This is a genomic window from Bradyrhizobium sp. CCBAU 53421, from assembly GCF_015291625.1.
In the GTDB taxonomy this organism is placed as follows: Bacteria; Pseudomonadota; Alphaproteobacteria; order Rhizobiales; family Xanthobacteraceae; genus Bradyrhizobium.
Genome location: NZ_CP030047.1, coordinates 8143167 through 8168907, shown reverse-complemented (window position 1 = coordinate 8168907; position 25741 = coordinate 8143167). Strand labels below are relative to the sequence as shown.

The 25741-nt window shown below is 60.2% G+C and carries 25 protein-coding genes and 1 pseudogene; all 26 read left to right on the top strand.

The window, feature by feature from the left end:
- The first annotated feature begins 453 nt into the window (after positions 1 to 453).
- The 26 genes and pseudogenes from XH92_RS43470 (at position 454) to sufC (ending at position 25737) form a co-directional block, all read left to right on the top strand.
- The gene (locus tag XH92_RS43470) at positions 454 to 738 is read left to right on the top strand and encodes an AlpA family transcriptional regulator (RefSeq protein WP_246787990.1); all 285 of its coding nucleotides are present in this window, start codon (positions 454 to 456) and stop codon (positions 736 to 738) included.
- Between the two features lie 236 nt (positions 739 to 974).
- Positions 975 to 2024 (top strand): aromatic ring-hydroxylating dioxygenase subunit alpha, encoded by a 1050-nt coding sequence (locus tag XH92_RS37915; RefSeq protein ID WP_194456603.1) that lies wholly within the window; start codon positions 975 to 977, stop codon positions 2022 to 2024.
- 4 nt (positions 2025 to 2028) lie between these two features.
- The gene (locus XH92_RS37910; RefSeq protein ID WP_194456602.1) at positions 2029 to 2781 is read left to right on the top strand and encodes a GntR family transcriptional regulator; all 753 of its coding nucleotides are present in this window, start codon (positions 2029 to 2031) and stop codon (positions 2779 to 2781) included.
- A gap of 11 nt (positions 2782 to 2792) precedes the next feature.
- Positions 2793 to 3773 carry a PDR/VanB family oxidoreductase gene (locus XH92_RS37905; protein ID WP_194456601.1) on the top strand — a complete coding sequence of 327 codons (981 nt, stop codon included), beginning with the start codon at positions 2793 to 2795 and terminating at the stop codon, positions 3771 to 3773.
- A gap of 653 nt (positions 3774 to 4426) precedes the next feature.
- Positions 4427 to 5113, top strand: coding sequence for a molybdenum ABC transporter permease (locus XH92_RS37900; protein WP_194456600.1), 687 nt, complete (start codon positions 4427 to 4429; stop codon positions 5111 to 5113).
- A gap of 114 nt (positions 5114 to 5227) precedes the next feature.
- Positions 5228 to 6490 (top strand): serine hydrolase, encoded by a 1263-nt coding sequence (locus tag XH92_RS37895; protein ID WP_194456599.1) that lies wholly within the window; start codon positions 5228 to 5230, stop codon positions 6488 to 6490.
- Between the two features lie 24 nt (positions 6491 to 6514).
- Positions 6515 to 6739: a hypothetical protein gene (locus XH92_RS37890; RefSeq protein WP_194456598.1), complete on the top strand. Its 225-nt coding sequence runs from the start codon at positions 6515 to 6517 to the stop codon at positions 6737 to 6739.
- Positions 6740 to 7331: 592 nt separating this feature from the next.
- Positions 7332 to 8431 (top strand): annotated as a pseudogene (locus XH92_RS37885) (hydrogenase small subunit).
- An 11-nt stretch (positions 8432 to 8442) separates the two neighbouring features.
- Complete coding sequence (locus XH92_RS37880) at positions 8443 to 10233, top strand: nickel-dependent hydrogenase large subunit (RefSeq protein ID WP_194456597.1); 1791 nt, start codon at positions 8443 to 8445, stop codon at positions 10231 to 10233.
- Positions 10234 to 10237: 4 nt separating this feature from the next.
- Positions 10238 to 10951, top strand: a complete 714-nt coding sequence (gene cybH, locus XH92_RS37875; RefSeq protein ID WP_194456596.1) for a Ni/Fe-hydrogenase, b-type cytochrome subunit — start codon at positions 10238 to 10240, stop codon at positions 10949 to 10951.
- Between the two features lie 11 nt (positions 10952 to 10962).
- Positions 10963 to 11544, top strand: coding sequence for a HyaD/HybD family hydrogenase maturation endopeptidase (locus tag XH92_RS37870; protein ID WP_194456595.1), 582 nt, complete (start codon positions 10963 to 10965; stop codon positions 11542 to 11544).
- A gap of 16 nt (positions 11545 to 11560) precedes the next feature.
- The gene (locus tag XH92_RS37865; RefSeq protein WP_194456594.1) at positions 11561 to 11851 is read left to right on the top strand and encodes a HypC/HybG/HupF family hydrogenase formation chaperone; all 291 of its coding nucleotides are present in this window, start codon (positions 11561 to 11563) and stop codon (positions 11849 to 11851) included.
- Between the two features lie 200 nt (positions 11852 to 12051).
- Positions 12052 to 12498, top strand: a complete 447-nt coding sequence (locus XH92_RS37860) for a hypothetical protein (protein WP_194456593.1) — start codon at positions 12052 to 12054, stop codon at positions 12496 to 12498.
- Positions 12495 to 13358, top strand: a complete 864-nt coding sequence (locus XH92_RS37855; RefSeq protein WP_194456592.1) for a hydrogenase expression/formation protein — start codon at positions 12495 to 12497, stop codon at positions 13356 to 13358. Before XH92_RS37860 ends, XH92_RS37855 begins: the two co-directional genes overlap by 4 nt.
- Positions 13359 to 13734: 376 nt before the next feature.
- Entirely contained in the window at positions 13735 to 14076 is a 342-nt protein-coding gene (gene hybE, locus XH92_RS44165; protein ID WP_194456591.1) for a [NiFe]-hydrogenase assembly chaperone HybE, read from the top strand.
- Positions 14073 to 15164, top strand: a complete 1092-nt coding sequence (locus XH92_RS37845) for a nickel-dependent hydrogenase large subunit (RefSeq protein ID WP_194456590.1) — start codon at positions 14073 to 14075, stop codon at positions 15162 to 15164. The genes hybE and XH92_RS37845 overlap by 4 nt, the downstream gene beginning before the upstream one ends.
- A complete protein-coding gene (gene hypA / locus XH92_RS37840; protein ID WP_194461626.1) occupies positions 15157 to 15498 on the top strand; it encodes a hydrogenase maturation nickel metallochaperone HypA in 342 nt (113 codons plus the stop codon). The genes XH92_RS37845 and hypA overlap by 8 nt, the downstream gene beginning before the upstream one ends.
- A complete protein-coding gene (hypB, locus tag XH92_RS37835) occupies positions 15498 to 16451 on the top strand; it encodes a hydrogenase nickel incorporation protein HypB (RefSeq protein ID WP_194456589.1) in 954 nt (317 codons plus the stop codon). The genes hypA and hypB overlap by 1 nt, the downstream gene beginning before the upstream one ends.
- Positions 16448 to 18706 (top strand): carbamoyltransferase HypF, encoded by a 2259-nt coding sequence (gene hypF, locus XH92_RS37830; protein ID WP_194456588.1) that lies wholly within the window; start codon positions 16448 to 16450, stop codon positions 18704 to 18706. The genes hypB and hypF overlap by 4 nt, the downstream gene beginning before the upstream one ends.
- Position 18707: 1 nt before the next feature.
- Positions 18708 to 18941, top strand: coding sequence for a HypC/HybG/HupF family hydrogenase formation chaperone (locus XH92_RS37825; protein WP_194456587.1), 234 nt, complete (start codon positions 18708 to 18710; stop codon positions 18939 to 18941).
- On the top strand, positions 18941 to 20083 hold the full coding sequence (gene hypD / locus XH92_RS37820; RefSeq protein ID WP_194461625.1) for a hydrogenase formation protein HypD: 1143 nt from the start codon (positions 18941 to 18943) through the stop codon (positions 20081 to 20083). The genes XH92_RS37825 and hypD overlap by 1 nt, the downstream gene beginning before the upstream one ends.
- Positions 20080 to 21126, top strand: a complete 1047-nt coding sequence (gene hypE, locus XH92_RS37815; protein WP_194456586.1) for a hydrogenase expression/formation protein HypE — start codon at positions 20080 to 20082, stop codon at positions 21124 to 21126. The genes hypD and hypE overlap by 4 nt, the downstream gene beginning before the upstream one ends.
- Positions 21127 to 21332: 206 nt before the next feature.
- A complete protein-coding gene (ald, locus tag XH92_RS37810; RefSeq protein WP_194456585.1) occupies positions 21333 to 22445 on the top strand; it encodes an alanine dehydrogenase in 1113 nt (370 codons plus the stop codon).
- A 552-nt stretch (positions 22446 to 22997) separates the two neighbouring features.
- The gene (locus XH92_RS37805) at positions 22998 to 23192 is read left to right on the top strand and encodes a 4Fe-4S binding protein (RefSeq protein ID WP_168855154.1); all 195 of its coding nucleotides are present in this window, start codon (positions 22998 to 23000) and stop codon (positions 23190 to 23192) included.
- A gap of 225 nt (positions 23193 to 23417) precedes the next feature.
- Positions 23418 to 24914 carry a Fe-S cluster assembly protein SufB gene (sufB, locus tag XH92_RS37800; protein WP_194456584.1) on the top strand — a complete coding sequence of 499 codons (1497 nt, stop codon included), beginning with the start codon at positions 23418 to 23420 and terminating at the stop codon, positions 24912 to 24914.
- 70 nt (positions 24915 to 24984) lie between these two features.
- Positions 24985 to 25737: a Fe-S cluster assembly ATPase SufC gene (sufC, locus tag XH92_RS37795; protein WP_194456583.1), complete on the top strand. Its 753-nt coding sequence runs from the start codon at positions 24985 to 24987 to the stop codon at positions 25735 to 25737.
- The last annotated feature ends 4 nt before the right edge of the window (positions 25738 to 25741 follow it).

The following is a 25741-nucleotide window of genomic DNA, read 5'->3' as shown; positions in this document are numbered from 1 at the left end:
CTCTGGCAGCTTTGAACTTTTTTGCTGAACCCTTGCCAGGCGGGACGAGACCAATGTGACTTATTCTTGCTGCGGATGTACTGGCGAGTTCGAATCGAGTTGCGCCAATCGGATGGCGCTGGACGTGCTCCAGTATGGTCCGGTAAAATCGATGGTTCTGCAGAATTTCTGCGCATCATCCGTATTGTGAAGGCGCCCGATCAATTTGCCATGTCCATCCGTGCAGGGTGCGTCTTTGCAGCCGCGAGTGGTGATTGATCAAGGTCGTACGCTGGTCGGTCGCTAGATAGGGTGAGCTTTGCCGCCAAGCGCATCGGACGAATAGTGCTTTCAACTTGGGGTATCGAAAGTTGCTTCCTCGATATTCGGTATCCCTCCAGAGAGCGCGCTTCTCCATGATGATGGCGCGAAAGTGCCGCCGTTCGCGGCCAGGCCCTCACCTGGCGCTCTCAAATGCCCGATTCGATGTCAGATCTATCCACGCGGTTCCTGCGTACGCCGGAGGCTGCGCGTTATCTTAGCCTATCCGGCCGCACGCTCGAAAAGCACCGCACATATGGCACGGGGCCAGCGTATCGAAAGATCGGCGGTCGCGTCATCTACGCATTGGATGATTTGAGAGCATGGGCCGATCTCGGCACCAAGACGTCGACGTCTGATTCCGGCAAGGGGAGTGTGCTGCCGGCCAAGAAGCGCCCAATGCGGCGTCCCTACGCAGGCCAGGAACCTCGCCGATAGCCGAGGCTGCGACAGTGCAGGGACGACATGCAGCGGGGTGTGAACCAGGGCGAGCTTGGATTCATCCGGTAGCTGTTTTGGTGCCCCGCAAAAATCTTCACCGAGCGGAGCACGATTGGGCATCTTGGACTATTTCTGTATACAGAAATTCCATTATTAGTCCGTAACTTCGTCACTTTTTCGGCTGGTTTCGACTTTATGTATACAGTCAGTGTCCCTAAGCAAGGAATTGGCACATGAGCCATTGCTTTCCGACGAATGTCTGGTACGCGGCCGCTTGGGATGCAGAGGTGAAGCAGGCGCTGTTGCCGCGCACGATCTGCGGCAAGCACGTTGTGATGTATCGGCGCGCCAACGGGGAGGTGGCGGCACTGGAGGATGCCTGTTGGCATCGGTTGGTGCCGCTCTCAAAAGGGCGTCTTGAGGGCGACAGCGTCGTCTGCGGCTATCATGGGCTGAAATTCAACGCGCAGGGCCGCTGCACCTTCATGCCCTCGCAAGAGACGATCAACCCCTCCGCCTGTGTGCGTGCCTATCCTGTGGTCGAGCGCGATCGCTTCGTCTGGCTGTGGATGGGTGATCCGGCGCTGGCCGACCCGCGCTTGGTGCCGGATATGCACTGGAACGATGATTCCGCTTGGGCCGGTGATGGTGACACCATTCACCTGAAATGCGATTATCGTCTGGTTGTCGACAACCTCATGGACCTGACGCATGAAACTTTTGTGCACGGCGCCAGCATCGGCAATGACGCCATCGCGGAAGCGCCGTTTGACGTCGCCCATGGTGAGAAGACCGCTACCGTAACGCGCTGGATGAAGGGGATTACCGCCCCGCCGTTCTGGGCCAAGCAATTGCAAAAACCTGGTCCGGTGGACCGCTGGCAAATCATTCGTTTCGAGGCGCCGTGCACCATCAATATCGACGTCGGAGTGGCGCCCGCTGGAACAGGCGCGCCGGAAGGCAACCGATCGGCCGGCGTCAATGGTATTGTCCTCAACACCATTACGCCTGAAACGGAAACGAGCTGCCATTATTTCTGGGCCTTCGTGCGCAATTATCGCCTGAACGAACAGCGCCTGACCACCGAACTCCGCCAAGGCGTTTCTGGCATCTTCCGCGAGGACGAGGCCATTCTCGAGGCGCAGCAGCGCGCAATCGACGAAAATCCAGACCGGGTCTTCTATAATCTCAACATCGATGCGGGCGCGATGTGGGCTCGCCGCTTGATAGATCGCATGATCGAGGCCGAGAATCCTTCGCAAGGTCGGCAGGCCGCGGAGTAGGGGCATGGTCGAGCGCGACAGTGATCGTTCAGTCTCGCAAACAGTACGCGCCCAGCTCAGCTTGCGCGACCTGATCCTTTCGGGTGACTTGCGGCCAGGCGAGCGGATCTCCGAGTTGCAGGCTGTGGAGACGACCGGCGCATCGCGCACCCCGGTGCGAATGGCGTTGGTTCGGCTGGAGGAGGAAGGACTTCTGGAAGCGATCCCTTCTGGCGGCTTCATGGTGAAGGCATTCTCCGAGAGAGATGTCCTGGATTCAATCGAACTGCGTGGTACGGTGGAGGGGCTGGCCGCGCGCTTTGCCGCCGAGCGCGGCGTTTCGTCGCGCGATCTTGAGCCTCTAAAAGAATGTCTTGACGAGATCGACGGCCTGGTGCGGCAGGATCCAATCTCCGTCGAGGCTTTCTCCTCCTACGTCGCGCTCAATGCGCGTTTTCACGCGCTATTGACCGAATTGTCGCGCAGTCCTCCCTTGATCCGGCAGGTCGATCGCGCGTCGGCGCTCCCATTCGCCTCGCCCAGCGGCTTTGTGATGACCCAATCGACACTGCCGGATGCGCGCTACACACTCTTGATTGCGCAAGATCAACATCGCGTCGTGATCGATGCAATCGAAAATCGCGAAGGCGCACGGGCCGAAGCAATCATGCGCGAGCACGCCCGAGTGGCGGCGCGCAATCTGCGCCTGGTGCTCAGGAACAAGACGCATTCTGACCTGCTGCCAGGACTGGCGCTCATCAGGATGGCAGGCGATTAAAGGAAATCTCCATGCGGTTCATTGAAAGCTGGACACCCGCAACGCTCCTCGCGACGCGCGATCTGACACCTTCGATCCGCGAGTTCCTGATCAAACCGGAAAACTTTGATGGCGCGGCTTATCCGGTCGGGAGCCATATCAATATCGCCGTCACTATCGATGGGCGCCCGGATACGCGGTCCTATTCCTTGATCGGCGAAGCCGACCGAACCGGCTATCGTATCGCCGTGCGGCGTGCGGAGGACTCCCGCGGCGGCTCGCAGTACATGTGGTCGCTCGCGCCGGGCGCCCGATTGACCATAACATTGCCGGCCTCGTTGCTGCCGATTGACTGGGCGCGCCGGCACTACTGCCTAATCGCGGGCGGCATCGGCATTACGCCACTGATCGGGGCAGCTCAGGCGTTGGCGCGCCGCGATGCCGACTTCACTCTGCATTATGCCGTGACTTCTCGTGAGCAAGCCGTCTATTTGGATGTTCTCGCTCCCTTGCTGAATGAGCGGCTTATTGTCCATGCAGGCAACGAAGGGCGCAGGCTCGATTTGGATGATTTGTTTGCTTCGCTGCCGCCCGACGCCTTGACCCTCTTGTGCGGCCCGATCCGGATGCTCGATGCCGCGCGCCGGGCCTGGACTGGTGCAGGACGCGCACTATCCGACCTACGTTACGAGACCTTCGGCTCGAGCGGCTCGCTGCCGACCGAGGGGTTTCGGGTGCGCCTTGCAGATCAGGCCATTGAGATCGAGATTCCGCGCGATCGCTCGTTGCTGGACGTGCTCAATGGGGCCGGTTACGAGGTGATTTCGGATTGCCGGCGCGGCGAGTGCGGCGTCTGCGCCATCGATCTCGTCAAAATCGACGGTGAGCTTGACCACCGCGACGTTTTCTTCAGCGAGCAGCAAAAGCACGCGAACGAAAAGATCTGTGCATGCGTTTCTCGCGCCCGCGGCACGATCACCGTCGATATACTGCACCGACCGGACGCGCTATAGGTTCACTGCGACTCCTTGTTTTAGGTAGCAGATTGTTGCCTCAGAACTCGGCAACTAACGCAATGCCTATGGTTTGCTACGTTATCATAAAACAGTGCGCGCATGATCGCCGGATGGCGGTCCTCGGCCTTGTCTTCTCCTCGATAAGGCGAAAGTCGAGTGCGGAATGAACTCCGAGAGCCGGTCTCGTCCATTCTCGCAATGGGGCTGTGACGGGGGCTCTGCGCTTATACACGCCGGCCTTTGAGCGACACCAACAAACAACCAACATGTCGAAGCAGCATCCACGTCAGGATTTGCATCGAGACATTGCGGATGCGCATCTCGGGCGGCCACTCTGCCGTCTCATTCTGCCGTCGCTGTCTGCTTGGGAACAAAGATGCCGGAAACTTGACAGCGCGTTAGGTTCACCCCGCAGTAGCTCTGGCAGTTATGCGGCGCGTTTTTCTCACGCTGGGCACAGAACCCGCCACATTTCGCAAGCGGCACGGGGATTGCTGGATGGCGGGCTGAGGAGCGGCCGCCGTCAGGCCGCTCGAAGCTGCCCTGTCACAGGAGTTTCCGATGAGCCTTGCGATTCTGCATTTGCTCGCAGAAACGACGCGATCGCTGCGCCGGTATGGCGACGTGCTCTCGCAGGTGGGCTGACGCACATGGATGCCCTTTCGCCAGAAATCTGGCAATCCGTTGCGCTAACGGTCGAGCTCGCCAGCGTGACGACAATGATCTTGCTGGTGATTGGCGCGCCGCTCGCGTGGTGGTTGGCACGGTCAAAAACGGTGTTGAGCGAGGCGGTGGCGACAATGGTCGCGCTGCCGCTTGTGCTGCCACCCACGGCGCTCGGTTTCTGCGTACTCGTCCTGCTCGGCCCGAACGGACCAGGGGGGCTTCTCGCCTCTTTCTGCGGCGAGCACACGCTCGCCTTTACCTTTGCGGGAATCGTGGTCGGATCGGTCCTCTCGGCGCTCCCTTTGGTGGTGCAGCCTATCCGCAGCGCCTTTGTTGCGATGGGCAACCACCCGCAGGAAGTTGTGGCGAGTCAGCGCGTTTCTGCGTTGTTCGCCTTCATTACCGTCGGCCTGCCGCTGGCACGGCTGGAGTTCCTCAAGGCTGGTCTGGTTGGCTTTGCTCATACGATCGGCACATTCGGTGTCGTGATGATGATCGGAGGCAACATTCCTGGGCGCACCAAAGTGTTGTCAGCCTATGTCATTGACTACGTCCAAGCATCGCGCTGGCGCGAGGCAGCTTGGGTTGCCGGCGGTATGGTAATGTTCGCCTTTGCGGTCATGTTCACTTTGACCCTCATCGACAAACGATGTGCCAGGAGAGGCACGTGAGGGGCAGGCGCCCCAAGCCGGATCGAAGCATCTTCGGTGTACTGGCCAAGCTGGCCGGTCATAACCGAGCAGCAGTATTGCAAGTCAGATCCGTCCATTCTTGACGAGGACACAATGAATAAGCTCGTTGCAGCCGCGGCGGCCGCTGGTATCAGCTTCAATTCAGCACACTCCGCGCCTTTGCCCGAGGCGAGGGCCGATGACGTCGGAGTTTCCAAGCAGCGCCTTGCCAAACTGGACGAGTTCTTTGCTGGCGAGATCGCAGCCAAGCGCGTGCCGGGCGCAGTGGTTGCAATCGCCAGAGACGGCAAGCTCATTCACTACAGGGCGTACGGGCAACTCGATCCTCAAAAAGGAACCTCCATGAGGCTCGATGCGATCTTCGCGCTCGCGTCAATGACCAAACCGATGGTGGCGGTTGCTGGGCTCACCCTCATGGAACAAGGTCGCCTGCCACTGCGGGCAAGACTTACGGATTACTATCCCGAATTTGCAAACATGAAAGTGGGAGTACCGCAGCCTGACGGTTCGTTAAAATTCGAAGCGCAGAGTTCCCCGATCTACGTCCACGACCTTTATCGCCACACATCGGGTCTCACCTATGGCACGCCGCCGGACAGCTCAGACCAAGTGGCGCGTCTCTCTCCGGATTTCGCAGCGCCACCGGTCAAAGGCGATAAGCAGGCTTTCATCGAAGGCATTACCAAGCTGCCGTTGGCGCACCAACCGGGAACGGAATTCGAATACGGCTTCTCGACCGACGTGCTTGGCGCTGTCGTGGAACAGGTTAGCGAGCAGTCATTAGGCGAGTATCTTTCCAGCAACCTGTGGAAGCCGATCGGAATGCTGGATGCCACTTTCCATTTGTCGGGATCGCAACGCGAGCGGCTCGCGCGCCCATTCAAAGGCGACCCACTGACGGGAAAGCCACAGGGCATCGAGCTCCTCGAAAGTCCGACCAAGTTTGACTGCGGGGGAGCCTGTGCATTCGCGACGGTTGGTGATTACGTGCGCTTTGGGCAAATGCTACTAAACGGTGGGGAGCTCGATGGGCAGCGCATTCTCGGTCCCAAAACGGTGCATCACATGATCTCCAACCACCTTGGGCCAGAGATCAAAAACAAGGTCGCTAATGTGGAGCCGCACCGTGCCGGCTTTGGGTTCGGGCTCGGAGTGGCTGTACGCATAAGCGAGGGTTTCTCGGCCGTTCCAGGCAATCCAGGTGAGTTCACCTGGACCGGCGCTTACGGAACACAATTTTTCTGTGATCCAAAGGAGCGTCTGGTGGTGGTGCTTGGAACGGCTGCGCCCGGAGAGATCCGCAGGTACTACCGCGAGCAAGTCCAGAATATCGTCTATGCCGGCATAGTTCGCTAGCTCGCTTGCCGCCGGAAAAGCTCGATGAACAGATTGGTGATTGGCAAGTGGTGCTTGCTGCTGCGGATCGACATCAAACTAAAAATACCACACCGTCGTCTGCTATCCGCGTCGGGCGAATCGGACCTAGTGCATAGAAACGGCGAGATCGCCTCTGCCATTGCTGCGAGGCTAACCGCAGAAAGGTGTGGTTTCCTGATGCGCCAAGCCATCGCCTCGCTAGCGTTTGGCCCGCGCGATGAACGATGAACGCTTCTGGTGAAAGCTCTCAAATGCGCCTTGCGCCCGTAATCCTGGCAGGCTTGGTACCGAGTGTCATTGACCCAAGGCGGATCGGATCGATCCGCCCTGACAGGTGGAGGCGGTGTACTGCGGCGCGGAGGGCTCGCTACCGCGCCTTTCTTAGTCGCCGGTTCGGGTTGTTGGTGGTGACTGCCACTTTGGTGTCGTTGCGCTGTTGCGACGATCGCGGCCTCCAATGCATCTGAGAATGGTGAACGAGTCCCATTGAAATCGCCGATCCGTGCGGTGCCGCGTGAACTGCGGCAATCGTCGTGCCGGCCGGTATCGTGCCGTGCTTAAAAGAGCGAGTAAAACGCATTGGCCGCGAGGAACGAGCTATTATGCTGCATTGTTGGAGTTCTCACGTCGACGATCAAAACCGGACACCATTAGCACGACGAGCCACTCAGTTGCGCAGCTTGCGCCTAGCTCGCCGATCCCACTGCAAATCACGGAGTGGCGGCTTGGAAACTGTCAGATGTTTGCCGATCGGTGGCCCGTTTTTTGCTGCTGAATGTGAGCAATTCGTCAGGGCCGACGAGAAACTTGGAAGGGGTTCATGAGTGGGGCAACGGAAACGTTCTACAGCGTGATCAGACGCCAAGGTATCACGCGTCGCAGTTTCCACAAGTTTTGCAGTCTGACGGCCTCGAGCTTCGGACTCGGCCCGCTCGCCGCAAGCAGGATTGCCAACGCCCTGGAGACCAAACCGCGTATGCCCGTCATCTGGCTGCACGGGCTCGAGTGTACCTGCTGCTCGGAAAGCTTTAGCCGCTCGGCCCATCCGTTAATCAAAGACGTACTGTTGTCGATGATTTCGCTCGACTACGACGATATGATCATGGCTGCGGCAGGTCACCAGGCTGAAGCCATCCTCGAGGAAGCCCGTCTCAGGTACAAAGGCAGATATGTGCTTGCCGTCGAAGGCAACCCGCCGCTGAATGACGGGGGCATGTTCTGCATTGACGCGGCAAGCCGTTCGTCGAGAGGCTCAGGTGGATGGCGGAATCATCCATGGCGGTCATTGCCTGGGGGACCTGCGCATCCTGGGGCTGCGTGCAAGCCGCCAAGCCCAATCCGACCGGCGCTGTACCGATCGATAAGGTGATCACCGACAAGCCGATCGTCAAGGTTCCCGGGTGTCCCCCCATCGCAGAGGTCATGACCGGCCTCGTGACCTTCATCACCACGTTCGGAAGGCTTCCTGAGCTCGATCGCCAAGGACGCCCAAAGATGTTTTATTCCGAGCGCATCCACGACAAGTGCTATCGACGTTCGCATTTCGATGCCGGCCAATTTGTCGAGGCATGGGACGATGAGTACGCCCGCAAGGGCTACTGCCTGTACAAGATGGGGTGCAAAGGGCCGACCACCTACAATGCCTGTTCTGCCCTTCGCTGGAACGGCGGCGTTTCATTCCCCATTCAATCAGGCTACGGCTGCTTGGGCTGCTCCGAAGACGGCTTTTGGGATAAAGGTTCGTTTTACGACCGGCTCACGACCATCCAGCAGTTCGGCATCGAGAAGAACGCCGATCAGATCGGCATGGCCGCTGCCGGCGCGGTTGGGCTGGCCGTCGCCGCACATGCGGCGATCACGGCCGTGAAGCGATTGACTCACAAGCCGGATCGCGCAGTTCCCAAAGATAAGCCGACTTAAAGGGGGCGACGGTGGTGGTCCAGACACCGAATGGGTTCAACCTCGATCGTTCCGGCAAGCGAATTGTGATCGATCCGCTGACCCGGATCGAGGGCCACCTGCGCGTCGAAGCCAACCTCGATGCGGACAACGTGGTCCGCAATGCAGTCTCGAGCGGCACGATGTGGCGTGGAATCGAAGTCATTCTGCGCGGGCGGGATCCGCGCGACGCCTGGGCGTTCACCGAGCGGATTTGCGGTGTGTGCACCGGCACCCATGCGCTCACCTCGGTGCGTGCCGTTGAAAACGCGCTAGGGATCACCATTCCGGAAAATGCGAACTCGATCCGCAACGTCATGCAGCTTTGCCTGCTTGTGCATGATCATCTCGTGCATTTTTATCACCTGCACGCGCTGGATTGGGTCGACGTCATCTCTGCGCTCAAGGCCGATCCCAAGTCCACCTCGGCGCTGGCGCAGTCTATCTCGCCCTGGCCGCTGTCGTCCCCTGGTTATTTCAAGGATCTGCAGATCAGGCTCACCAAATTCTTCGGATCAGGGCAGCCCGGTCCGTTCAAGAACGGCTATTGGGGTCATCCGGCATACAAGCTGCCACCTGAAGTGAACTTGATGGCCGTGGCGCATTATCTGGAGGCGCTCGACTTCCAGAAGGAGATCGTCAAGATCCAAGCAGTCTATGGCGGCAAGAACCCGCATCCGAACTGGCTGGTCGGCGGCGTGGCCTGCGCGATCAATATCGATGGAACTGGTGCGGCCGGTGCGATCAATATGGAGCGTCTTAACCTGGTGTCCTCGGTCATCGACCGTTCAATCGAGTTTGTCGAGCAAGTCTATCTGCCCGACATTGCGGCGATCGGCTCGTTCTATAAAGACTGGCTGCATGGCGGCGGACTTTCCAGCAAAAGCGTGATGTCCTATGGCGACATCCCCGAAAACGCTAACGACTGTTCCGCGAAAAGTCTCAAGCTGCCGCGCGGCGTCATTCTTGGCGGCAATCTTGAGGAGATTTTGCCGATCGACCATGGCGATCCCGAGCAGATCCAGGAATTCGTCGCGCATTCATGGTATAAATACCCTAGCGAGTTCAGCGGACTGCATCCCTGGGAGGGCATCACCGAGCCGAACTTTGAGCTAGGGGCAAAGGTCAAAGGCAGCAGAACAGATATCAAGGAGCTCGACGAAGGCGGCAGGTATTCCTGGATCAAAGCGCCGCGCTGGCGCGGCCACGCCGTCGAGGTCGGGCCGTTGGCGCGATACATCATCGGATATGCGCAGGGCAAAGCCGAATTCAAGGAGCCGGCCAACAGACTGCTCAAGGGGCTCAGTCTTCCCCTGAGCGCGCTGTTTTCGACATTTGGCCGTACTGCGACGCGGGCACTCGAGTGCCAGTGGGCGGCACATCAGATGCGTTATTTCCAGGACAAGCTGGTCGTCCACATCAAGGCAGGCAATAGCGCAACCGCCAACGTCAGCAAGTGGAAGCCGGAAAGCTGGCCTAACGAGGCCAAGGGCTACGGTTTCGCCGAGGCGCCGCGCGGCGCGCTCGGGCACTGGATCAAGATCAAGGACACCAAGATCGACAATTACCAATGTGTCGTGCCGACCACGTGGAACGGGTCTCCTCGCGATTCCAAGGGCAATATTGGCGCCTTTGAAGCATCCCTGATCGGTACCCCGATCGCGGACCCGCAGCGGCCCCTGGAGATCTTGCGTACGATCCATTCCTTTGATCCGTGCTTGGCCTGCTCAACCCATGTGATCAGTCCTGACGGCCAAGAAATGGCTTCAGTCAATGTTCGGTAGGGACATGGCCGACAAGGCTCCGCAAAACCCTACCGCCGTTGATGCGCCACCGACTGTAAGCGGCGGTGGCGCCGCTTACGTCTATGAAGCGCCGGTGCGGCTGTGGCATTGGGTCAATGCGGCGGCCATTCTGGTGCTGGGCGTAACCGGCTACCTCATTGGAACCGGGACACCGGCGATGCCGGGAGAGGCTAGCGGCAATTTCCTATTCGGCTATATCCGCTTTGCGCATTTCTCTGCGGGATATGTGCTCGGCGTCGGCTTTCTGCTGCGGATCTACTGGGCCCTGATGGGAAACCCGCATGCCATGGAGATCTTTCGCGTGCCGCTCTGGCGCAGTTGCTTTTGGCGCGAAGTGTATGATGAGATGCGCTGGTACGCGTTCCTCGCAGTTGAGCCCGACAGGCGCGTCGGGCACAATCGGCTGGCTCAACTTGCGATGTTCTTTATGTTCACGCAGACGATCACGTTCATGATCGTCACAGGCTTTGCACTTTATGGACAGGGCGCGGGCCGTGACAGCTGGCAGTACAAGCTGTTCGGCTGGGTATTTGCGATCTGGCCTAACAGTCAGGACGTCCATACCTGGCATCGTCTCGGGCTGTGGGTCGTCGTGACCTTTGCGCTGGTCCACGTCTACGCGGTGATCCGGGAAGACATCATGTCGGGGCGGAGCATCTCCTCGATGATTTCGGGGCAGCGTCAGTTTCGCGATTGACTGGGAAGCGGATGCTGACTCCGGAGAGCAAGAAAAGGATCCTGGTGCTCGGCATCGGCAATATCCTATGGGCCGACGAGGGATTCGGCGTGCGAGTGGTAGAGGAGTTTCATCGTCGCTACACCATCGATGACAACGTCTCCATCCTCGATGGTGGCACGCAGGGGCTCTACCTTGTCAGCTTCCTTGAGCAGGCCGATTGCCTGATCGTGTTCGATGCCATCGACTATGGACTTTCGCCCGGGAAGTTGATGCTTGTGCGGAATGACGAGGTGCCGAAATTTACCGCTGCCAAGAAGCTGAGTCTGCATCAGACCGGCTTTCAAGAGGTCTTGAGTGCAGCCGACCTGCTTGACCGCTGCCCGCGAGAGCTCGCTCTGATCGGCTGTCAGCCGCTGGACCTGGAGCGTTGGGGCGGTCCGCTGACGGCTCCGGTGCGCTTTCAGATCGCGCCTGCGATCGAACTGGCTTGCAAACTGCTAGCGCAGTGGGGCTCGCCGGCGAAACTGCGGGCCTCGCCGCTGCCTACATCAGAAGGCCTGTTGGGGAACAATATCGACCATGTCAATTATGAAAGGGCGCAGCTGATCTAGCGGCGAGCGGCTATTCATGTGCCTTGGCTTACCAATGACGATTGTTGAGACCGACGGCATCACGGCGCTATGCGAGCATGGCGATGAACAGCGGCGTGTCTCAGTCATGCTGCTCTCTGGCGCGTCGGTCGGCGCCAAGGTCCTCGTCCATATCGACACAGCGGTGCGGCTGTTGGAGGAGGACGACGCAAGGCGGATCTCGGAAGCACTCGACGGGCTCGAGGCCGGCCTCAATGGCGAGGACTGCGATCGCTTCTTTGCGGACTTGATCGGTCATGAGCCGAAATTGCCCGACCACCTGCGCTAGCGGCGCCGCGCACAGACATCGCGCTACCGCGCCTTGCTCGCAAATCGAATCTGCATCGTAGGCAACCTATACACAGCAGATGTCAAGCGCTCACAGCCACTGATCCGGGCGCGAACGCGATTGCAGCGAGACGCTGGATTGGCATGTGCCTTGCTAATAGCTCGCCGAGCAGAACCCGAAGACTATCAGAAAGGCGTCTGATGAAATTGCAGCCGGCGCAGCATGATCTGGCGCGGCCCGCTCTGTCCGAGGTAGAGAGAGCGAACGCCGGTGCACATCTGGCCGCGCAGGATCCCGGGAGGTGGGGCGTGGAGCTGCCGTCGGCAGCGGGTCCCGTAAATTGGCTCTGGGCCAACCACGTCGCAGTCGCGCTTTCTCAACGGATCAAGGCGCATCGGCGGCCCATGCAAGGGGGCGCAACCGCGCGCAGCGCCGGTAACGAGCTGGGTGGGCGGCTCGGCCTGCGTGGCTCGCCGACGCAAATCGAGTGCCATCAGCTCGGCACACTCCGCCGGGTCGGCAAGAGCCAGATTCGTTTGGTCAAGATCGACCGCATCTCGGCACCGATCGTCGGACCACACGCCGGTGGCGACTGCACCGCCGATAGCATTGCCTCTTGGCAAGCCCCACGGAACGTCGCATCATGAAAACGGCGGCGCGTATCGGACACGAAGGCGCCGCTGCAGCGGTTCGCGGGTTTCCCGTGGATGCGGATAGTCGCGACATCGTCCATAGCGGGACCACGGCCGTGGCGGCGCTGGCCAAGCGCGCCTGGCGCGATGCCGACGAGCTTGTAAAAAGCTGTCCGAATGCCATCACGCTGCTATCGAACGCCGCTGCCGCCGCTCGTGGCCAGAAGAGTAGCGCACGCACGCAACTGTACAGGCTTTCGAATCTCAATGATCTCGAGCGCAACCTGATTGCCGAAGTGCTTGGAGAAGGCGAGGTCGCCGGCGTCGTTGCGCTGCCAGATGGCTCTCAGGCGGAAATACAGGAGTCCGTACTTGCGGGAATCTGGCGCGTGCGCATCGGGACGGATCCGGCACACGAATATGTTGAGGTCGGGGCGATCCCGCAGATTGTGTGGCGCGCCGCAACGGATCTGACGTCGACCGATCTGGCGATCGGCACCGCGCCAGATGGGGCGATGAACGTGCTGCCGGTGCTCGCCGAAACACGCGAGCGGGTCCGCGCCTGGCGGCCTGGCATGCGCACGCATGTCATCAATCTCACGCTTTTGCCGATGAACGACATCGACCTGGCGTTTCTCCAGCAAAGCGTGGGCAATGGTCCGGTCCAGCTCATCTTTCGCGGCTACGGCGCATGCCGAGTGCAGGCGACCGCGACACGGAATGTGTGGTCGGTGCAGTTCTTCAATTCTATCGACAACATCATCCTGGATACGCTTGAGATCGGCGGCGTGCCGATAGTTGCGGTGGCTGCGGACGAGGATTTCGAGGATTCCGCCGAACGCCTGCAGGAAATCATGAAGGCTTACGTCACGTGAAAGAATATCTGGCATTCGCTTGGCTCTTCCGGACGACGCCCGCGTCCAACGTAGCATTGGCTGGATCGTGCACAATCGACCAGAGAGCGATGGTGACACAGACTGCTGCGCGACTGCGTTGCGTCCCGAAAATTGAAAGCGTCTTCGGCTTTCGCATCTCGAAGGTCGGCTTCGCGTCGGTTGAAAATGATGCTTGACTGCGAACAGGACCCTCGCAGGAGCAAGCACGCCGATGTGTCGGCACCTGAGGAGATGCTCGTAGCAGCCGACTGGGATATCGCCGGTCGAACCGTGCGTACGCGACCGACCTTGAACGATCCGTATTCAGGGTCCAAGCGATCGGGGTTTCGCACGTGCAGAGGGCTGGGCCGTTAGCATGATGGGCGCGCCTTGGGCCATGAAGGTGGTAGTCTTCCTGCATAACAGCGCCTGCCAACGGCATGCTGGGCGGAAATCGAACCTGCGCTTGCGAGTTCGATCCCGCAATATTGAGCTTGGTGTCAACGAAATCGCATCATTGGGCTCGATTGCCTGTTGCTCCCTGCTTTCGGCGATCTCCGCACGCAACGACATGGGTGGCGCCCGCGCCGGAGCAGCGGTCCTTGCCACAACGTGGCCGCCCAACCGCCGAGCGCTAAATCACACCGATGCGCCACGTCTCTGTCTGTTCGACCGCCGACGTTTCTTGCGCGAGATGATGACGGAGCGGTGCGCATGAGCCTCGTCGCTCGCAACAAAATCGATGTCACCATATCGCTTGCTGCCGACGTCATCGCCGCGGTCGAGATCCTGCCGCGAGTCCGGCCGCCACTGGCACGGCTGTTCGGCGGCAAACCGGCCTCGGCGTTGCTCAAGGCGCTGCCGCATCTCTTCACAGTATGTGCCGCTGCGCAACAAACCGCATTGCTGTCCGCAATCGAGGCGGCACGTGACGAAAAGATCATCCTCGCGACGACACAGCGTCGTATGATCCTTGTCGTTGCCGAGCGCATCTCAGAATTGCTGCGGGGCCTCTTGGTCGGGCTTCCTACGCCGAACGTTAGTGCGGCGGCGGTCCGGTCCCTCATACGGGGACTATCAATGCTTGTGGGCACCGCACGGCCAGCACGCGGCTCTGCTCGGCGCGAGGCTATAGCGCAGATTGTGGCGGCGCTCGCGGCACTCGGCATGCCGGATGAAGATGGCGCGCCGAGGCCCGGTAGCCCGTTCGCGCTTTGCATTGCAGCGCTTGACGAAGTCGACTTGAAGTCCATCTCGATCGCGCACTCGTTCCTGTCCGTTGCCGACGACCGCAACATCACTCAACGGCTGCTCGGCGATGACCCGACATTTTGCCATTGTCCCGATCTTGGTGGGCATGCGCCCGAGACGGGTCCATGGGCGCGCCAAATGACGCGTGATCGGCTCTGGCTGGGTCGGTCGGGTGCGGTCGCGCGGCTGAAGGCCAGAATTGCAGAAATCGGGCAGCTATGCGATTGGCTCAAGGCCGGTGCTCATATCGAATCGGCCGAGCCTGGGATCATCGAACGCTACAAGCTAGGTCCTGGACGAGGCGCGGCCGCGGTCGAATGCGCCAGGGGCCGCCTCTATCACGCGGTCGAGCTTGATCCTCAGGGCCAGATATCCCGCTTCGAATGTCTTGCGCCGACGGAATGGAATTTCCATTGGCGCGGACCGCTTGTCCGGAATCTGCAGGGCGCGGTGCTGACGGCGAGACGACATCAGAAAGCGGTTCGTGCGGTGATTGAATCGCTTGATCCCTGCGTCGGGTTCACACTGAAGTTTCGCAAAGTTGACGATGCATGAAATGGCGCTTTGTCAAAGCATCGTCGAAATCGTCGAGGAGGAGGCGCGTCGCCGATCGTTTTCCCAGGTGCGGAGCGTCTGTCTGGAGATCGGGGCGTTGAGCCATGTTGCGCCTGAAGCGATCAGGTTCTGCTTTGCTGTCGTTGCAACGCGGACCATTGCCGAGGGCGCGGCCCTTAAAATCATCGAATGTCCCGGCGTGGCCTGGTGCATGATCTGTTCGAAGAGCGTCAAGATTGCACGACGCGATGAGTGCTGTCCACACTGCGGCAGCTATCACTTGCAGGTAACAGCAGGCGAAGAGATGCGAAGGAAAGAGCTGGAGATCGATTGATGTGTAGCGTATGCGGCTGCAGCGGACAGGTGTCTTCAACCGAACGCGCCGAAGCGCATGATGCGCAAGGCAGCGCTCGCGACCGTCCCCATGTGCAGGACAATTGCGATCGCCATGAGGCGCATCTGCATGGCGACCAGGGCCTGCAGCATTCACACCAAGCCGGCCATGACCACCCTCATCATCCTGGCGGTCCTCAGGCGCATGGTGGGCAGGCGCTTGTGAGCCGCGACGCCGACCCGGCTGCCTTGAAGGTCGCGGGCATGAGCTGTCAGGGCGTCATTCAGGTCGGGCGCGACATCCTTGGCAAGAATAGCAGGATTGCGGCGGAAAACCGCGCCCTCTTCATGGCCGACGAGCTGCTCGTATTTAATTTTATGTCCAGTCCTGGTGCAGGCAAGACCTCGCTGCTGGTCCGCGCCGTGTCCGAGCTCAAGCGCAGCTGCACGATCGGCGTCATCGAGGGCGATCAGCAGACCTCGAACGATGCCGAACGCATTCGCTCGGCCGGCGTGCCAGCTATTCAAGTCAATACCGGAAAGTGTTGCCATCTCGATGCTGCCATGATTGGTGAGGCGTATCGCCGCTTACCGCCCCTCACGCGCGGTATTCTCTTCATCGAGAACGTCGGTAATTTGGTCTGTCCCGCTGCCTTCGATCTAGGCGAGGCCTGCAAGATCGTGGTGTTGTCGACCAGCGAAGGCGAAGACAAGCCGCTCAAATATCCGGATATGTTTGCCGCTTGCTCGCTCATGCTGATCAACAAGATTGATCTGGCATCGCTGCTTGAGTTCGATTTGGGCAGGACCGTTGAATACGCAAGACGCGTCAATTCCAAGATCGAAGTCCTCACGGTCTCGGCGCGGACCGGCGAGGGTTTTGGCGCATTCTACGCTTGGATCGATAAGCAGGCAGCGCATCAAAGGCGCGCCTTGAAGGACACCAGGCGATGAGCGCCGCCGCCATCTGCGAGCGAACACGGCTGCGCGTGCGCGTGAGCGGGGCCGTGCAAGGGGTCGGCTTTCGCCCCTACGTCTTTGGCCTCGCCACGCGATACGGATTGGCGGGGTTTGTCGTCAATGGCCCCGAGGGCGTCACAATCGAAGTCGAGGGTAATCGGGCGCCCGAGTTTGTCGCCGCTTTGCCGCTCGAGCCGCCTCCACTGGCACGTATCGACCACATTTGCGTTCAGCGGACCGGGGCCCTCGCGGCACAAGACTTTTCGATTCGCGCGAGCGAAGGCGGCAGGTTGTCAACTCGGATGGTTGCCGATGCCGCGACCTGCCCGCAATGCCTAGGTGAGCTATTCGATCCAGAAAATCGCCATTACCTTTATCCCTTCGTCAGCTGCTCCCATTGCGGCCCGCGCTACACGATCGCCGAACAGCTTCCGTACGATCGCCGCAACACGGTCATGAAGGCTTTCAGGCTGTGTGCCGCCTGCGCGGCCGAATATGCCGATCCAGCGAGCCGCAGGTTTCACGCGGAGGCGATCGCGTGTCCGATATGCGGTCCTCGGCTTAGCCATGGGGTCAACGCCATTGTTGCGGCGATTGCCGGCGGCCAAATCGTGGCGATAAAGGGGCTCGGCGGCTATCAGCTGCTTTGCGATGCGCGCAACCAGGACGCCGTGCAGCGTTTGCGCAGCAGAAAGCAGCGCCCCCAGAAGCCGTTCGCGGTCATGGTCGGTTCCATAGAGCGTGTCAATGAAATCGCGGAAGCGAACGCGGCAGAGCTTGCGCTGCTCGAATCCGTAGCACGTCCCATCGTCCTTTTAGCTTCGCGCAATGATTTGGCGCCCGCGACGGCTCCTGGCTTATCGCGCGTAGGTGTCATGCTGCCGGTAGCGCCACTGCATCACCTCATCTTTCATGCGTTTCACTCGACAGGAGCATGGCTTGCGGGGGCAGCCCCGGTCATCGTCGCAACCAGCGCCAATTCTTGCGGCGAACCGCTCGTGATCGACAACGCGCAGGCGCTGCGGCGGCTCAAGGGGATTGCCGATCTTGTCGTGACCCATGATCGAGATATCCTGACGCGTGCCGATGACACCGTGCTGTCGGTGGTGGCCAGCCGGCCTCGGTTCGTTCGCCGGGCACGTGGCTATGTTCCCGAACCGATCCGGCTTGCGAGGTCTGTGCCAGTCGTGCTCGCCGTCGGCGGCGCGCTGAAGTCAACCGTTACCATCACGCGGGGCAACGAAGCCTTCGTCTCCCAGCATATTGGCGATCTTGATACGGCCGAAGGGATCTGTGTGTTCGAGCAGACGATCCACCACCTCACATCGATCCTTGATGTGGAGCCTGTCGTCATTGCCCATGATCTGCATCCCGATATGGCGTCGACCCGGTTTGCGCAAGCAAGCGGCCGGGCGCTTGTCGCCGTGCAGCATCACCACGCCCACGCTGCCGCCGTCATCGCTGAGCATGGCCATGCCGGGCCTGCGCTTGCCTTGGTGCTCGACGGCCATGGCTTCGGTTCCGACGGTGGTAACTGGGGTGGCGAGCTATTGTTGTGCGAAGGAACGAGGTTTCGACGCATCGGGCATCTCGCGCCCCTGCAAATGCCTGGCGGCGATCGCGCAGCCCGCGAGCCGTGGCGTATGGCAAGCGCAATATTACAGGCGCTCGGCCGGGGTCATGAAATCGGGCCTCGCTTTGCTGCGCAGCGGCAGGCCGGGCGTGTGTCAGCATTGCTCGATCAAGCAGGCGGGGCCACCACGACCAGCGCGGGCCGGTTATTTGATGCCGCGGCAGCGCTGCTGGGGGTTGTAAGTTTGCAGAGCTATGAGGGCGAGGCCGCGATGAAGCTCGAGGCGCTGGTGCGGCGGACTGAGATATTCGAAGCGGGCTGGACCGTCGACCGCGGCGTGCTGTCGCTTCGTCCGCTATTTTCGCGGTTGATTGCAGACAACATCGACGCCGCGGACGGAGCCGGGCTGTTTCATGGCACCTTCGCCGCCGCCTGCATTGACTGGGTCAGGCGCGCTGCGCGGAGAACCGGCGTCAATACCATCGTTTTAAGCGGCGGCTGTTTTCTGAACGCGGTGCTGGTGGATGAAATTGAGCGCGGTTGCCGCAGCGCAGGCCTCACTCCGCTGGTGCCACGGCAGCTGCCGCCCAACGATGGCGGCTTGAGCCTTGGGCAGGCCTGGATTGCCGCTCTGCAGACTGCCGAACAGTCGTCAGCCCTGGAAGGAGCAACCTGACATGTGTCTTTCGGTCCCGGCAAAGATTTCGAAAATTCTTCCCGACGATATGGCGATCGTGTCCATCGATGGGGTCAGCTTGGAAATATCGATCGCTCTCATCGAGGAGCTCGATGTCGGCGACAGCGTTCTTGTCCATGTCGGCTACGCGCTATCCAAGATTAACCCGACAGAAGCCAAGCGCACGTTGGAGCTCTTGCAGGAGCTGGGCAGTGCAGGGCAGGAACTCCGATGATGAAATATGCCGATGAATTTCGTGACAAGACCATCGCACAGGGGCTCGCGCGGGCGATTGGCGCCGAAGCTGGTGCGCGACGGGCTTACCGGTTCATGGAATTCTGCGGCGGACACACTCATGCGATCTCCCGCTACGGCCTCGAGGATTTGCTGCCCGCGAACGTTCGCATGATCCACGGGCCCGGTTGTCCGGTCTGCGTTCTGCCCGCCAGCCGGATCGACATGGCGATCCGGCTCGTCGAGCGGCCGGAGGTCACTCTGTGCGTGTATGGCGACCTGATGCGCGCGCCCGGCTCGCAGGGGCAGTCCCTCATGCGCGCCAAAGCGCTCGGCGCAGACATTCGGATGGTCTATTCGACGCTCGACGCTATCCGGCTCGCCGAACAGGCACCAAACCGGGAGGTGGTCTTCTTTGCTATCGGATTTGAGACCACGACGCCCCCGACGGCGGTGATGGTCCGGATTGCTGAAAAGAAGCGGCTGAGGGGCCTCAGCGTGTTCTGCAACCACGTGCTTACGCCCTCTGCGATGCACAGCATTCTCGAGAACCCGAAGATGCGCAACATCGGTGGGGTCGCAATCGATGGCTTCGTCGGTCCTGCACATGTCAGTACGATCATCGGTACGCAGCCTTACGAGCCCCTGGTGGAACAATTCGGTAAGCCGATCGTCATCGCGGGATTTGAACCGCTCGACGTGATGCAGGCGATCCTGATGCTGGTGCGGCAGGTGAACGAAGGCCGCTACGAGGTGGAGAACCAATACAGCCGTGCAGTGACGCGCCAAGGCAATCGACGCGCCAAGGACGAGGTCTCGCAGGTATTCGAACTGCGTGAGCAGTTCGAATGGCGGGGGCTTGGGCTCGTCTCCAACAGCGGACTGATGCTCAAGCGGGTTTACGCGGGATTTGATGCCGAGGCGCGTTTTGCGATGCACGAGCTGCGTGTCGCCGACAATCCGGCATGCGAGTGCTGCGCGATCCTGCGCGGCGCCAAGCGGCCGGTTGACTGCAAGCTGTTTGGAACCGTCTGCACGCCGGAAACACCCATCGGGTCCTGCATGGTTTCCTCGGAAGGCGCTTGTGCCGCGTATTGGACCTACGGCCGAGTTCGCGATGATCAAGTGAGACGGTTGTCATGAGCCTCAAGGATTATCATGGCAAGCTCGACGTCGAGAACGGACGCGTTGATCTTTCCCACGGATCCGGGGGGCGCGCCATGGCACAACTGATCTCCGGCCTTTTTCACCAAGCCTTCGGTAATGAATGGCTCGCCCGCTGCAATGATCAGTCGGCGTTTGAGGTTGCGGCAGGCAGAATGGTGATGACGACCGACGGCTACGTGATTTCGCCACTGTTCTTTCCCGGCGGCAATATCGGGTCGTTGGCGGTGCACGGCACGATCAATGATGTCGTGATGGCCGGCGCGTGTCCGCTCTATCTGTCGGCTAGCTTCATCATCGAGGAGGGTTTCCGGCTTTCGGATCTAAGGACGATTGCGCAGTCGATGGGCGCGGCGGCGCGCGGTGCCGGCGTTAACATCATCACTGGGGATACCAAGGTCGTCGAGCGCGGCAAGGCGGATGGGTTGTTCATCTCTACGACCGGGATCGGGGTTCTGGCCGATGGGCTCGATTTGTCCGCCGACAAAGCAGTGATCGGGGACCGTGTGCTGGTGTCGGGCAGCCTTGGCGATCATGGGGTGGCGATCATGTCAACCCGCCAGAACACCGCTCTTCAAGTTGAGATCGTCTCGGATTCCGCATCGCTGCATGACTTGGTGGCCGTCATGATGGCGGCCGGCGGGGGCGGCATCCGCGTGATGCGTGACCCCACGCGCGGCGGTCTTGCCGCCACTCTCAACGAGATTGCTCATCAATCTGGCCTCGGGTTCCGTCTGCAGGAAGCGGCCATTCCGGTAAAGCCCGCGGTTGCGGCCACCTGCGAACTCCTTGGGCTTGATCCGATCCATGTCGCCAATGAGGGCAAGCTCGTTGCGATCGTCGCGCCTGATGTCGCTGATGCCGTGCTTGCAGCCATGAAGGCGCATCCGCTCGGGTGCGATGCAGCCGATATTGGCGAGGCCGTAGCTGACGATCGCAAATTTGTGCAAATGGCGACCAGTTTTGGCGGCGGACGAATTGTCGATTGGTTATCAGGCGAACAATTGCCTCGGATCTGCTGAACACGCCACACCCATTTGCGGAGAACATGAGGGAACGATGGTTAAACTGAGCGAGCATGGTCGTCTCAATCCGCTTCGTACCTGTTTGTTTGAAATCCTGCGCAGCTGATTAAAGATCGCCGAATTCCTGCGCCATTTATGCACCTGCCTCGCAATATCGCTGCGCTCTTGCGATTAAAAAGCCCCTCCAGGCAGGGAGTTTTCAAATGAAGGTCGGAGTCCCCAAGGAAATCAAGGCGCACGAATATCGCGTGGGCCTTACCCCTGGAGCCGTCCGCGAATACGTGGCAGCGGGCCACCGCGTGATGATCGAGACCAATGCCGGCGCCGGCATTGGTGCAACCGATGACGATTATCGCGCCGCCGGCGCAACGATTCTCGATTCCGCAGGCGAAATATTCGCGTCGAGCGAGATGATCGTAAAGGTTAAGGAGCCTCAGCCGTCCGAATGGAGCCAACTGCGGGAGAGCCAGATCCTCTTCACTTACCTGCATCTGGCGCCAGACCCGGAGCAGGCCAAGGGGCTCCTGAAATCTGGGTGCACCGCGATCGCTTATGAGACCGTAACTGATGCCCATGGTGGTCTTCCGCTGCTGGCGCCGATGAGCGAGGTCGCGGGTAGGCTTGCGATCGAAGCTGCGGGTAGTGCGCTGAAGCGCAGTGCAGGCGGACGAGGGCTGTTGATCGGTGGAGTGCCCGGTGTTCAGCCGGCTCGGATCGTGGTGATCGGAGGCGGCGTCGTCGGCACGCACGCCGCACGCATGGCGGTCGGTTTGGGCGCGGAGGTCACCATTATCGACCGTTCGATACCCCGGCTCCGCGAGTTGGACGAGCTATTCGAAGGGCGCGTTCGTACCAGATTTTCCACCATCGAATCCGTGGAGGAGGAGGTATTTGTGGCCGATGTGGTGATTGGTGCGGTGCTCGTTCCAGGAGCGAGCGCGCCGAAGCTGGTCCGCCGGAGCATGCTGAGCTCAATGCGCAAAAGGGCGGTCATCGTGGATGTCGCTATCGATCAAGGCGGCTGCTTTGAGACATCGCACCCAACCACTCACGCTGATCCAACTTACGAAGTGGATGGCATCATTCACTACTGCGTCGCGAATATGCCCGGCGCTGTGCCGCTAACCTCGAGCCAGGCGCTGAACAACGCCACACTGCCGTTTGGTTTGGCTCTGGCCAACAAGGGCTTTGCCGCCGTGCTTGAGAATCCGCACCTGCGCGCGGGCCTCAATGTCCATCGGGGCCGGCTGACTTACAAGGCGGTTGCCGACAGTCTCGGGCTCCCCTTCTCTCCGATCGAACAGGCTGCGGCCTGATTCCCAGAGGCCCACACGGGCGTTTCCTCCCTGACTTGGGCCACCCTTTGGCTTTTTTTTGGCACTTTCGATCTGCCGAGCCCCGCTGGCGTCTCTTCGGAGTGCGGACCGAAGCCGAGGGGGCAACAGACGATCGCGCTTGGCTTTCGGTCGTCCCCGTGATGCGAGCCCAAGTAGTTCCGTCCTCTACAGGGAAAGCAGATTGCCGGTAATCCGCGGGGATTGAACATTGCCTGCCGCGGCTCGCCAGAAGGACCGCGATCATCGAAGCGACCTTTATCTGCGCGATCGGGCACGACGTTTTCTGGCTGTGCTGTGGAGAGGCGAGCTGGACTGACGAACCTCGCCTCATCGGCCGACCACCGCCGGATCGACCCTGCGCTCCAACTACGCGTCGAGATTAAGCTGCCGTGAGGCCAATTGTAGCATTTGCGACAACCGTTGAGGCGGCGACATGCCTTGGAAAATAGCCGAGAAAAATCAAGCCCAGGCTCTTTGGCATAAGACTTGAAAGCAAGAAGCGGTCCGCACTTTGCTTATGGAATCGCAGTAATGGCCTACAAGATAATCGCGTCCCAGTGCACCGTCTGTGGCGCGTGTGAGTTCGAATGTCCGAACGCGGCGATTAGCCTGAAAAACGACATATATGTGATCAATCCGGCCCAGTGCACTCAATGTGAAGGTCATTTTGACGCGCCGCAATGCGCTGTCGTTTGCCCAGTGCCCGACACCTGCGTACCGGCATAGGGGTTAGCTCATGAGGGGGACTCCGGCACAAAGCAGGATGAAGACTCTAGCGACAGCATTCGGCGTGCGTTGCGCGCTGCGTGTCTCCCGAACAGTTGGCTGGATCGGGGGCCTGATTCTCTCACCCGCTGATCCCGCGTTGGCCATGACTTGCACGATCAGCTTGGAGGGGGCGTGGGCCAATCATCGTTGGCTGGAGTGTTCCGTGGGGGAGCGGAGTAGACAATGGTAGCTGTGCCAGAGACGGTCGAGCGCGTCCGGCGCATCGACGTCGACCAGTATCGATATGGGTTTGAGACGCAGATCGAGTCCGACAAGGCCCCGAAGGGGCTGTCGGAAGACACCGTCCGCTTCATCTCCGCAAAGAAGAATGAACCGGCCTGGATGCTGGAATGGCGCCTGGAGGCGTATCGCCGCTGGCTGACCATGACAGAGCCGACCTGGGCGCGCGTCGACTATCCGAAGATCGACTACCAGGACATCTACTACTACGCGGCGCCGAAGCCGAAGAAGATGCTGTCCTCGATCGACGAGATCGATCCGGAAATCCTCAAGACCTACGAGAAGCTCGGCATCCCGTTGCGCGAGGTCGCGATCCTCGAGGGCGTCGAGCCGCCGCCCGGCGGTGAGCAGACGCCGAACCGCAAGATCGCGGTCGACGCCGTGTTCGACTCGGTCTCGGTGGCGACCACCTTCCAGAAGGAGTTGAAGGCGGCCGGCGTGATCTTCATGCCGATCTCGGAGGCGATCCGCGAGCATCCCGAGCTGGTGCAGAAATATCTCGGCACCGTGGTGCCGACCTCCGACAATTACTTCGCGACATTGAATTCGGCGGTCTTCTCCGACGGCTCGTTCGTCTACGTGCCGCCGGGCGTGCGCTGCCCGATGGAGCTGTCGACCTATTTCCGCATCAACGAGCGCAACACCGGCCAGTTCGAGCGCACGCTGATCATCGCCGACAAGGGCTCCTACGTCTCCTATCTCGAAGGCTGCACCGCGCCGCAGCGCGACGAGAACCAGCTGCACGCCGCCGTGGTCGAGCTCGTCACGCTCGATGATGCCGAGATCAAGTATTCGACGGTGCAGAACTGGTACCCGGGCAATTCGGAAGGCAAGGGCGGTATCTACAATTTTGTCACCAAGCGTGGCGACTGCCGCGGCAGGAACTCCAAGATCTCCTGGACCCAGGTCGAGACCGGCTCGGCGATCACCTGGAAATATCCGAGCTGCATCCTGCGCGGCGACAATTCGAGCGGCGAGTTCTACTCGATCGCGATCTCGAACGGTTTCCAGCAGGTCGATAGCGGCACCAAGATGATTCACCTCGGCAAGAACACGTCGAGCCGGATCATTTCGAAGGGCATCGCCGCCGGCAACTCGCAGACCACCTATCGCGGCCTGGTCAGCGCTCATCGCAAGGCCACCGGCGCGCGCAACTACACCGCCTGCGACTCGCTCCTGATCGGCGACAAATGTGGCGCGCACACCGTGCCCTATGTCGAGGCCAAGAATTCCTCGGCGACGTTCGAGCATGAAGCGACGACGTCGAAGATTTCCGAGGACGTGCTGTTCTACTGCGTGCAGAGAGGCTTGAGCGAGCAACAGGCCACTGGCCTCGTCGTCAACGGTTTCGCGAAAGACGTGCTGCAAAAGTTGCCGATGGAGTTCGCGGTGGAAGCGCAGAAGTTGATCTCTATCTCGCTCGAGGGATCCGTCGGGTAACTAAACGTTTCCGCGAGCCCTTGTGATTGCGGCTTGCGTTCTGGATAACGCATTTCAGGGGCAGGTTAAAATGGCGCTACTCGAAGTCCGAGATTTGCATGTTGGTATCGAGGGCTGCGAAATTCTTCGCGGCCTCGATCTTACGGTCAATGCGGGTGAGGTGCATGCGATCATGGGGCCGAACGGCTCCGGCAAGTCCACACTCAGTCACGTTATCTCCGGCAAGCCCGGCTATCAAGTGAGCGCCGGCCAAATCTTATTCAACGGTGAGGACCTGCTCGCGATGGAAGCAAACGAGCGCGCCACTAGGGGCGTATTTCTTGCCTTCCAATATCCGGTGGAAATTCCCGGGGCGACCACCATGAACTTCCTGCGCGCGGCGCTGAACGCCCAGCGCAAGGCGCGAGCACAAACGGAATTCTCCACCCCCGATTTTATAAAACGCGTTCGCGAGGTTGCTAATTCGCTCAATATACCGCAAGGCATGCTCAAGCGCGGCCTCAATGTCGGATTTTCCGGCGGCGAGAAGAAACGCAACGAGATTTTGCAGATGGCGCTGCTCGAACCGAGTCTGTGCATCCTGGACGAGATAGATTCCGGCCTCGACATTGACGCGCTGCGGATTGTCGCGGGTGGCATCAACTCTCTGCGTTCGTCGGAGCGCGCGATGATTGTAATCAGCCACTATCGGCGGCTTCTCGACTACATCGTGCCGGACGTTGTCCACGTGATGTCGAAAGGGCAGATAAGAAAGAGCGGCGGAAAAGAACTCGCGCTGGAGCTTGAGGCTTGTGGCTACGCACAATTCGAAGACGCGGCGTGACCGC

Coding starts and splice junctions, on each gene's coding strand:
- XH92_RS37845 (WP_194456590.1), top strand. CDS start 14,073: ATGAGCCTCGTCGCTCGCAACAAAATCGATGTCACCATATCGCTTGCT.
- XH92_RS37825 (WP_194456587.1), top strand. CDS start 18,708: ATGTGTCTTTCGGTCCCGGCAAAGATTTCGAAAATTCTTCCCGACGAT.
- hypF (WP_194456588.1), top strand. CDS start 16,448: ATGAGCGCCGCCGCCATCTGCGAGCGAACACGGCTGCGCGTGCGCGTG.
- sufB (WP_194456584.1), top strand. CDS start 23,418: ATGGTAGCTGTGCCAGAGACGGTCGAGCGCGTCCGGCGCATCGACGTC.
- XH92_RS37860 (WP_194456593.1), top strand. CDS start 12,052: ATGAAATTGCAGCCGGCGCAGCATGATCTGGCGCGGCCCGCTCTGTCC.
- hypD (WP_194461625.1), top strand. CDS start 18,941: ATGAAATATGCCGATGAATTTCGTGACAAGACCATCGCACAGGGGCTC.
- ald (WP_194456585.1), top strand. CDS start 21,333: ATGAAGGTCGGAGTCCCCAAGGAAATCAAGGCGCACGAATATCGCGTG.
- XH92_RS37890 (WP_194456598.1), top strand. CDS start 6,515: ATGAACAGATTGGTGATTGGCAAGTGGTGCTTGCTGCTGCGGATCGAC.
- hybE (WP_194456591.1), top strand. CDS start 13,735: ATGATGGGCGCGCCTTGGGCCATGAAGGTGGTAGTCTTCCTGCATAAC.
- XH92_RS37915 (WP_194456603.1), top strand. CDS start 975: ATGAGCCATTGCTTTCCGACGAATGTCTGGTACGCGGCCGCTTGGGAT.
- XH92_RS37855 (WP_194456592.1), top strand. CDS start 12,495: ATGAAAACGGCGGCGCGTATCGGACACGAAGGCGCCGCTGCAGCGGTT.
- hypB (WP_194456589.1), top strand. CDS start 15,498: ATGTGTAGCGTATGCGGCTGCAGCGGACAGGTGTCTTCAACCGAACGC.
- XH92_RS37910 (WP_194456602.1), top strand. CDS start 2,029: ATGGTCGAGCGCGACAGTGATCGTTCAGTCTCGCAAACAGTACGCGCC.
- XH92_RS37895 (WP_194456599.1), top strand. CDS start 5,228: ATGAATAAGCTCGTTGCAGCCGCGGCGGCCGCTGGTATCAGCTTCAAT.
- XH92_RS37905 (WP_194456601.1), top strand. CDS start 2,793: ATGCGGTTCATTGAAAGCTGGACACCCGCAACGCTCCTCGCGACGCGC.
- cybH (WP_194456596.1), top strand. CDS start 10,238: ATGGCCGACAAGGCTCCGCAAAACCCTACCGCCGTTGATGCGCCACCG.
- sufC (WP_194456583.1), top strand. CDS start 24,985: ATGGCGCTACTCGAAGTCCGAGATTTGCATGTTGGTATCGAGGGCTGC.
- hypE (WP_194456586.1), top strand. CDS start 20,080: ATGAGCCTCAAGGATTATCATGGCAAGCTCGACGTCGAGAACGGACGC.
- hypA (WP_194461626.1), top strand. CDS start 15,157: ATGCATGAAATGGCGCTTTGTCAAAGCATCGTCGAAATCGTCGAGGAG.
- XH92_RS37870 (WP_194456595.1), top strand. CDS start 10,963: ATGCTGACTCCGGAGAGCAAGAAAAGGATCCTGGTGCTCGGCATCGGC.
- XH92_RS43470 (WP_246787990.1), top strand. CDS start 454: ATGCCCGATTCGATGTCAGATCTATCCACGCGGTTCCTGCGTACGCCG.
- XH92_RS37865 (WP_194456594.1), top strand. CDS start 11,561: ATGTGCCTTGGCTTACCAATGACGATTGTTGAGACCGACGGCATCACG.
- XH92_RS37900 (WP_194456600.1), top strand. CDS start 4,427: ATGGATGCCCTTTCGCCAGAAATCTGGCAATCCGTTGCGCTAACGGTC.
- XH92_RS37805 (WP_168855154.1), top strand. CDS start 22,998: ATGGCCTACAAGATAATCGCGTCCCAGTGCACCGTCTGTGGCGCGTGT.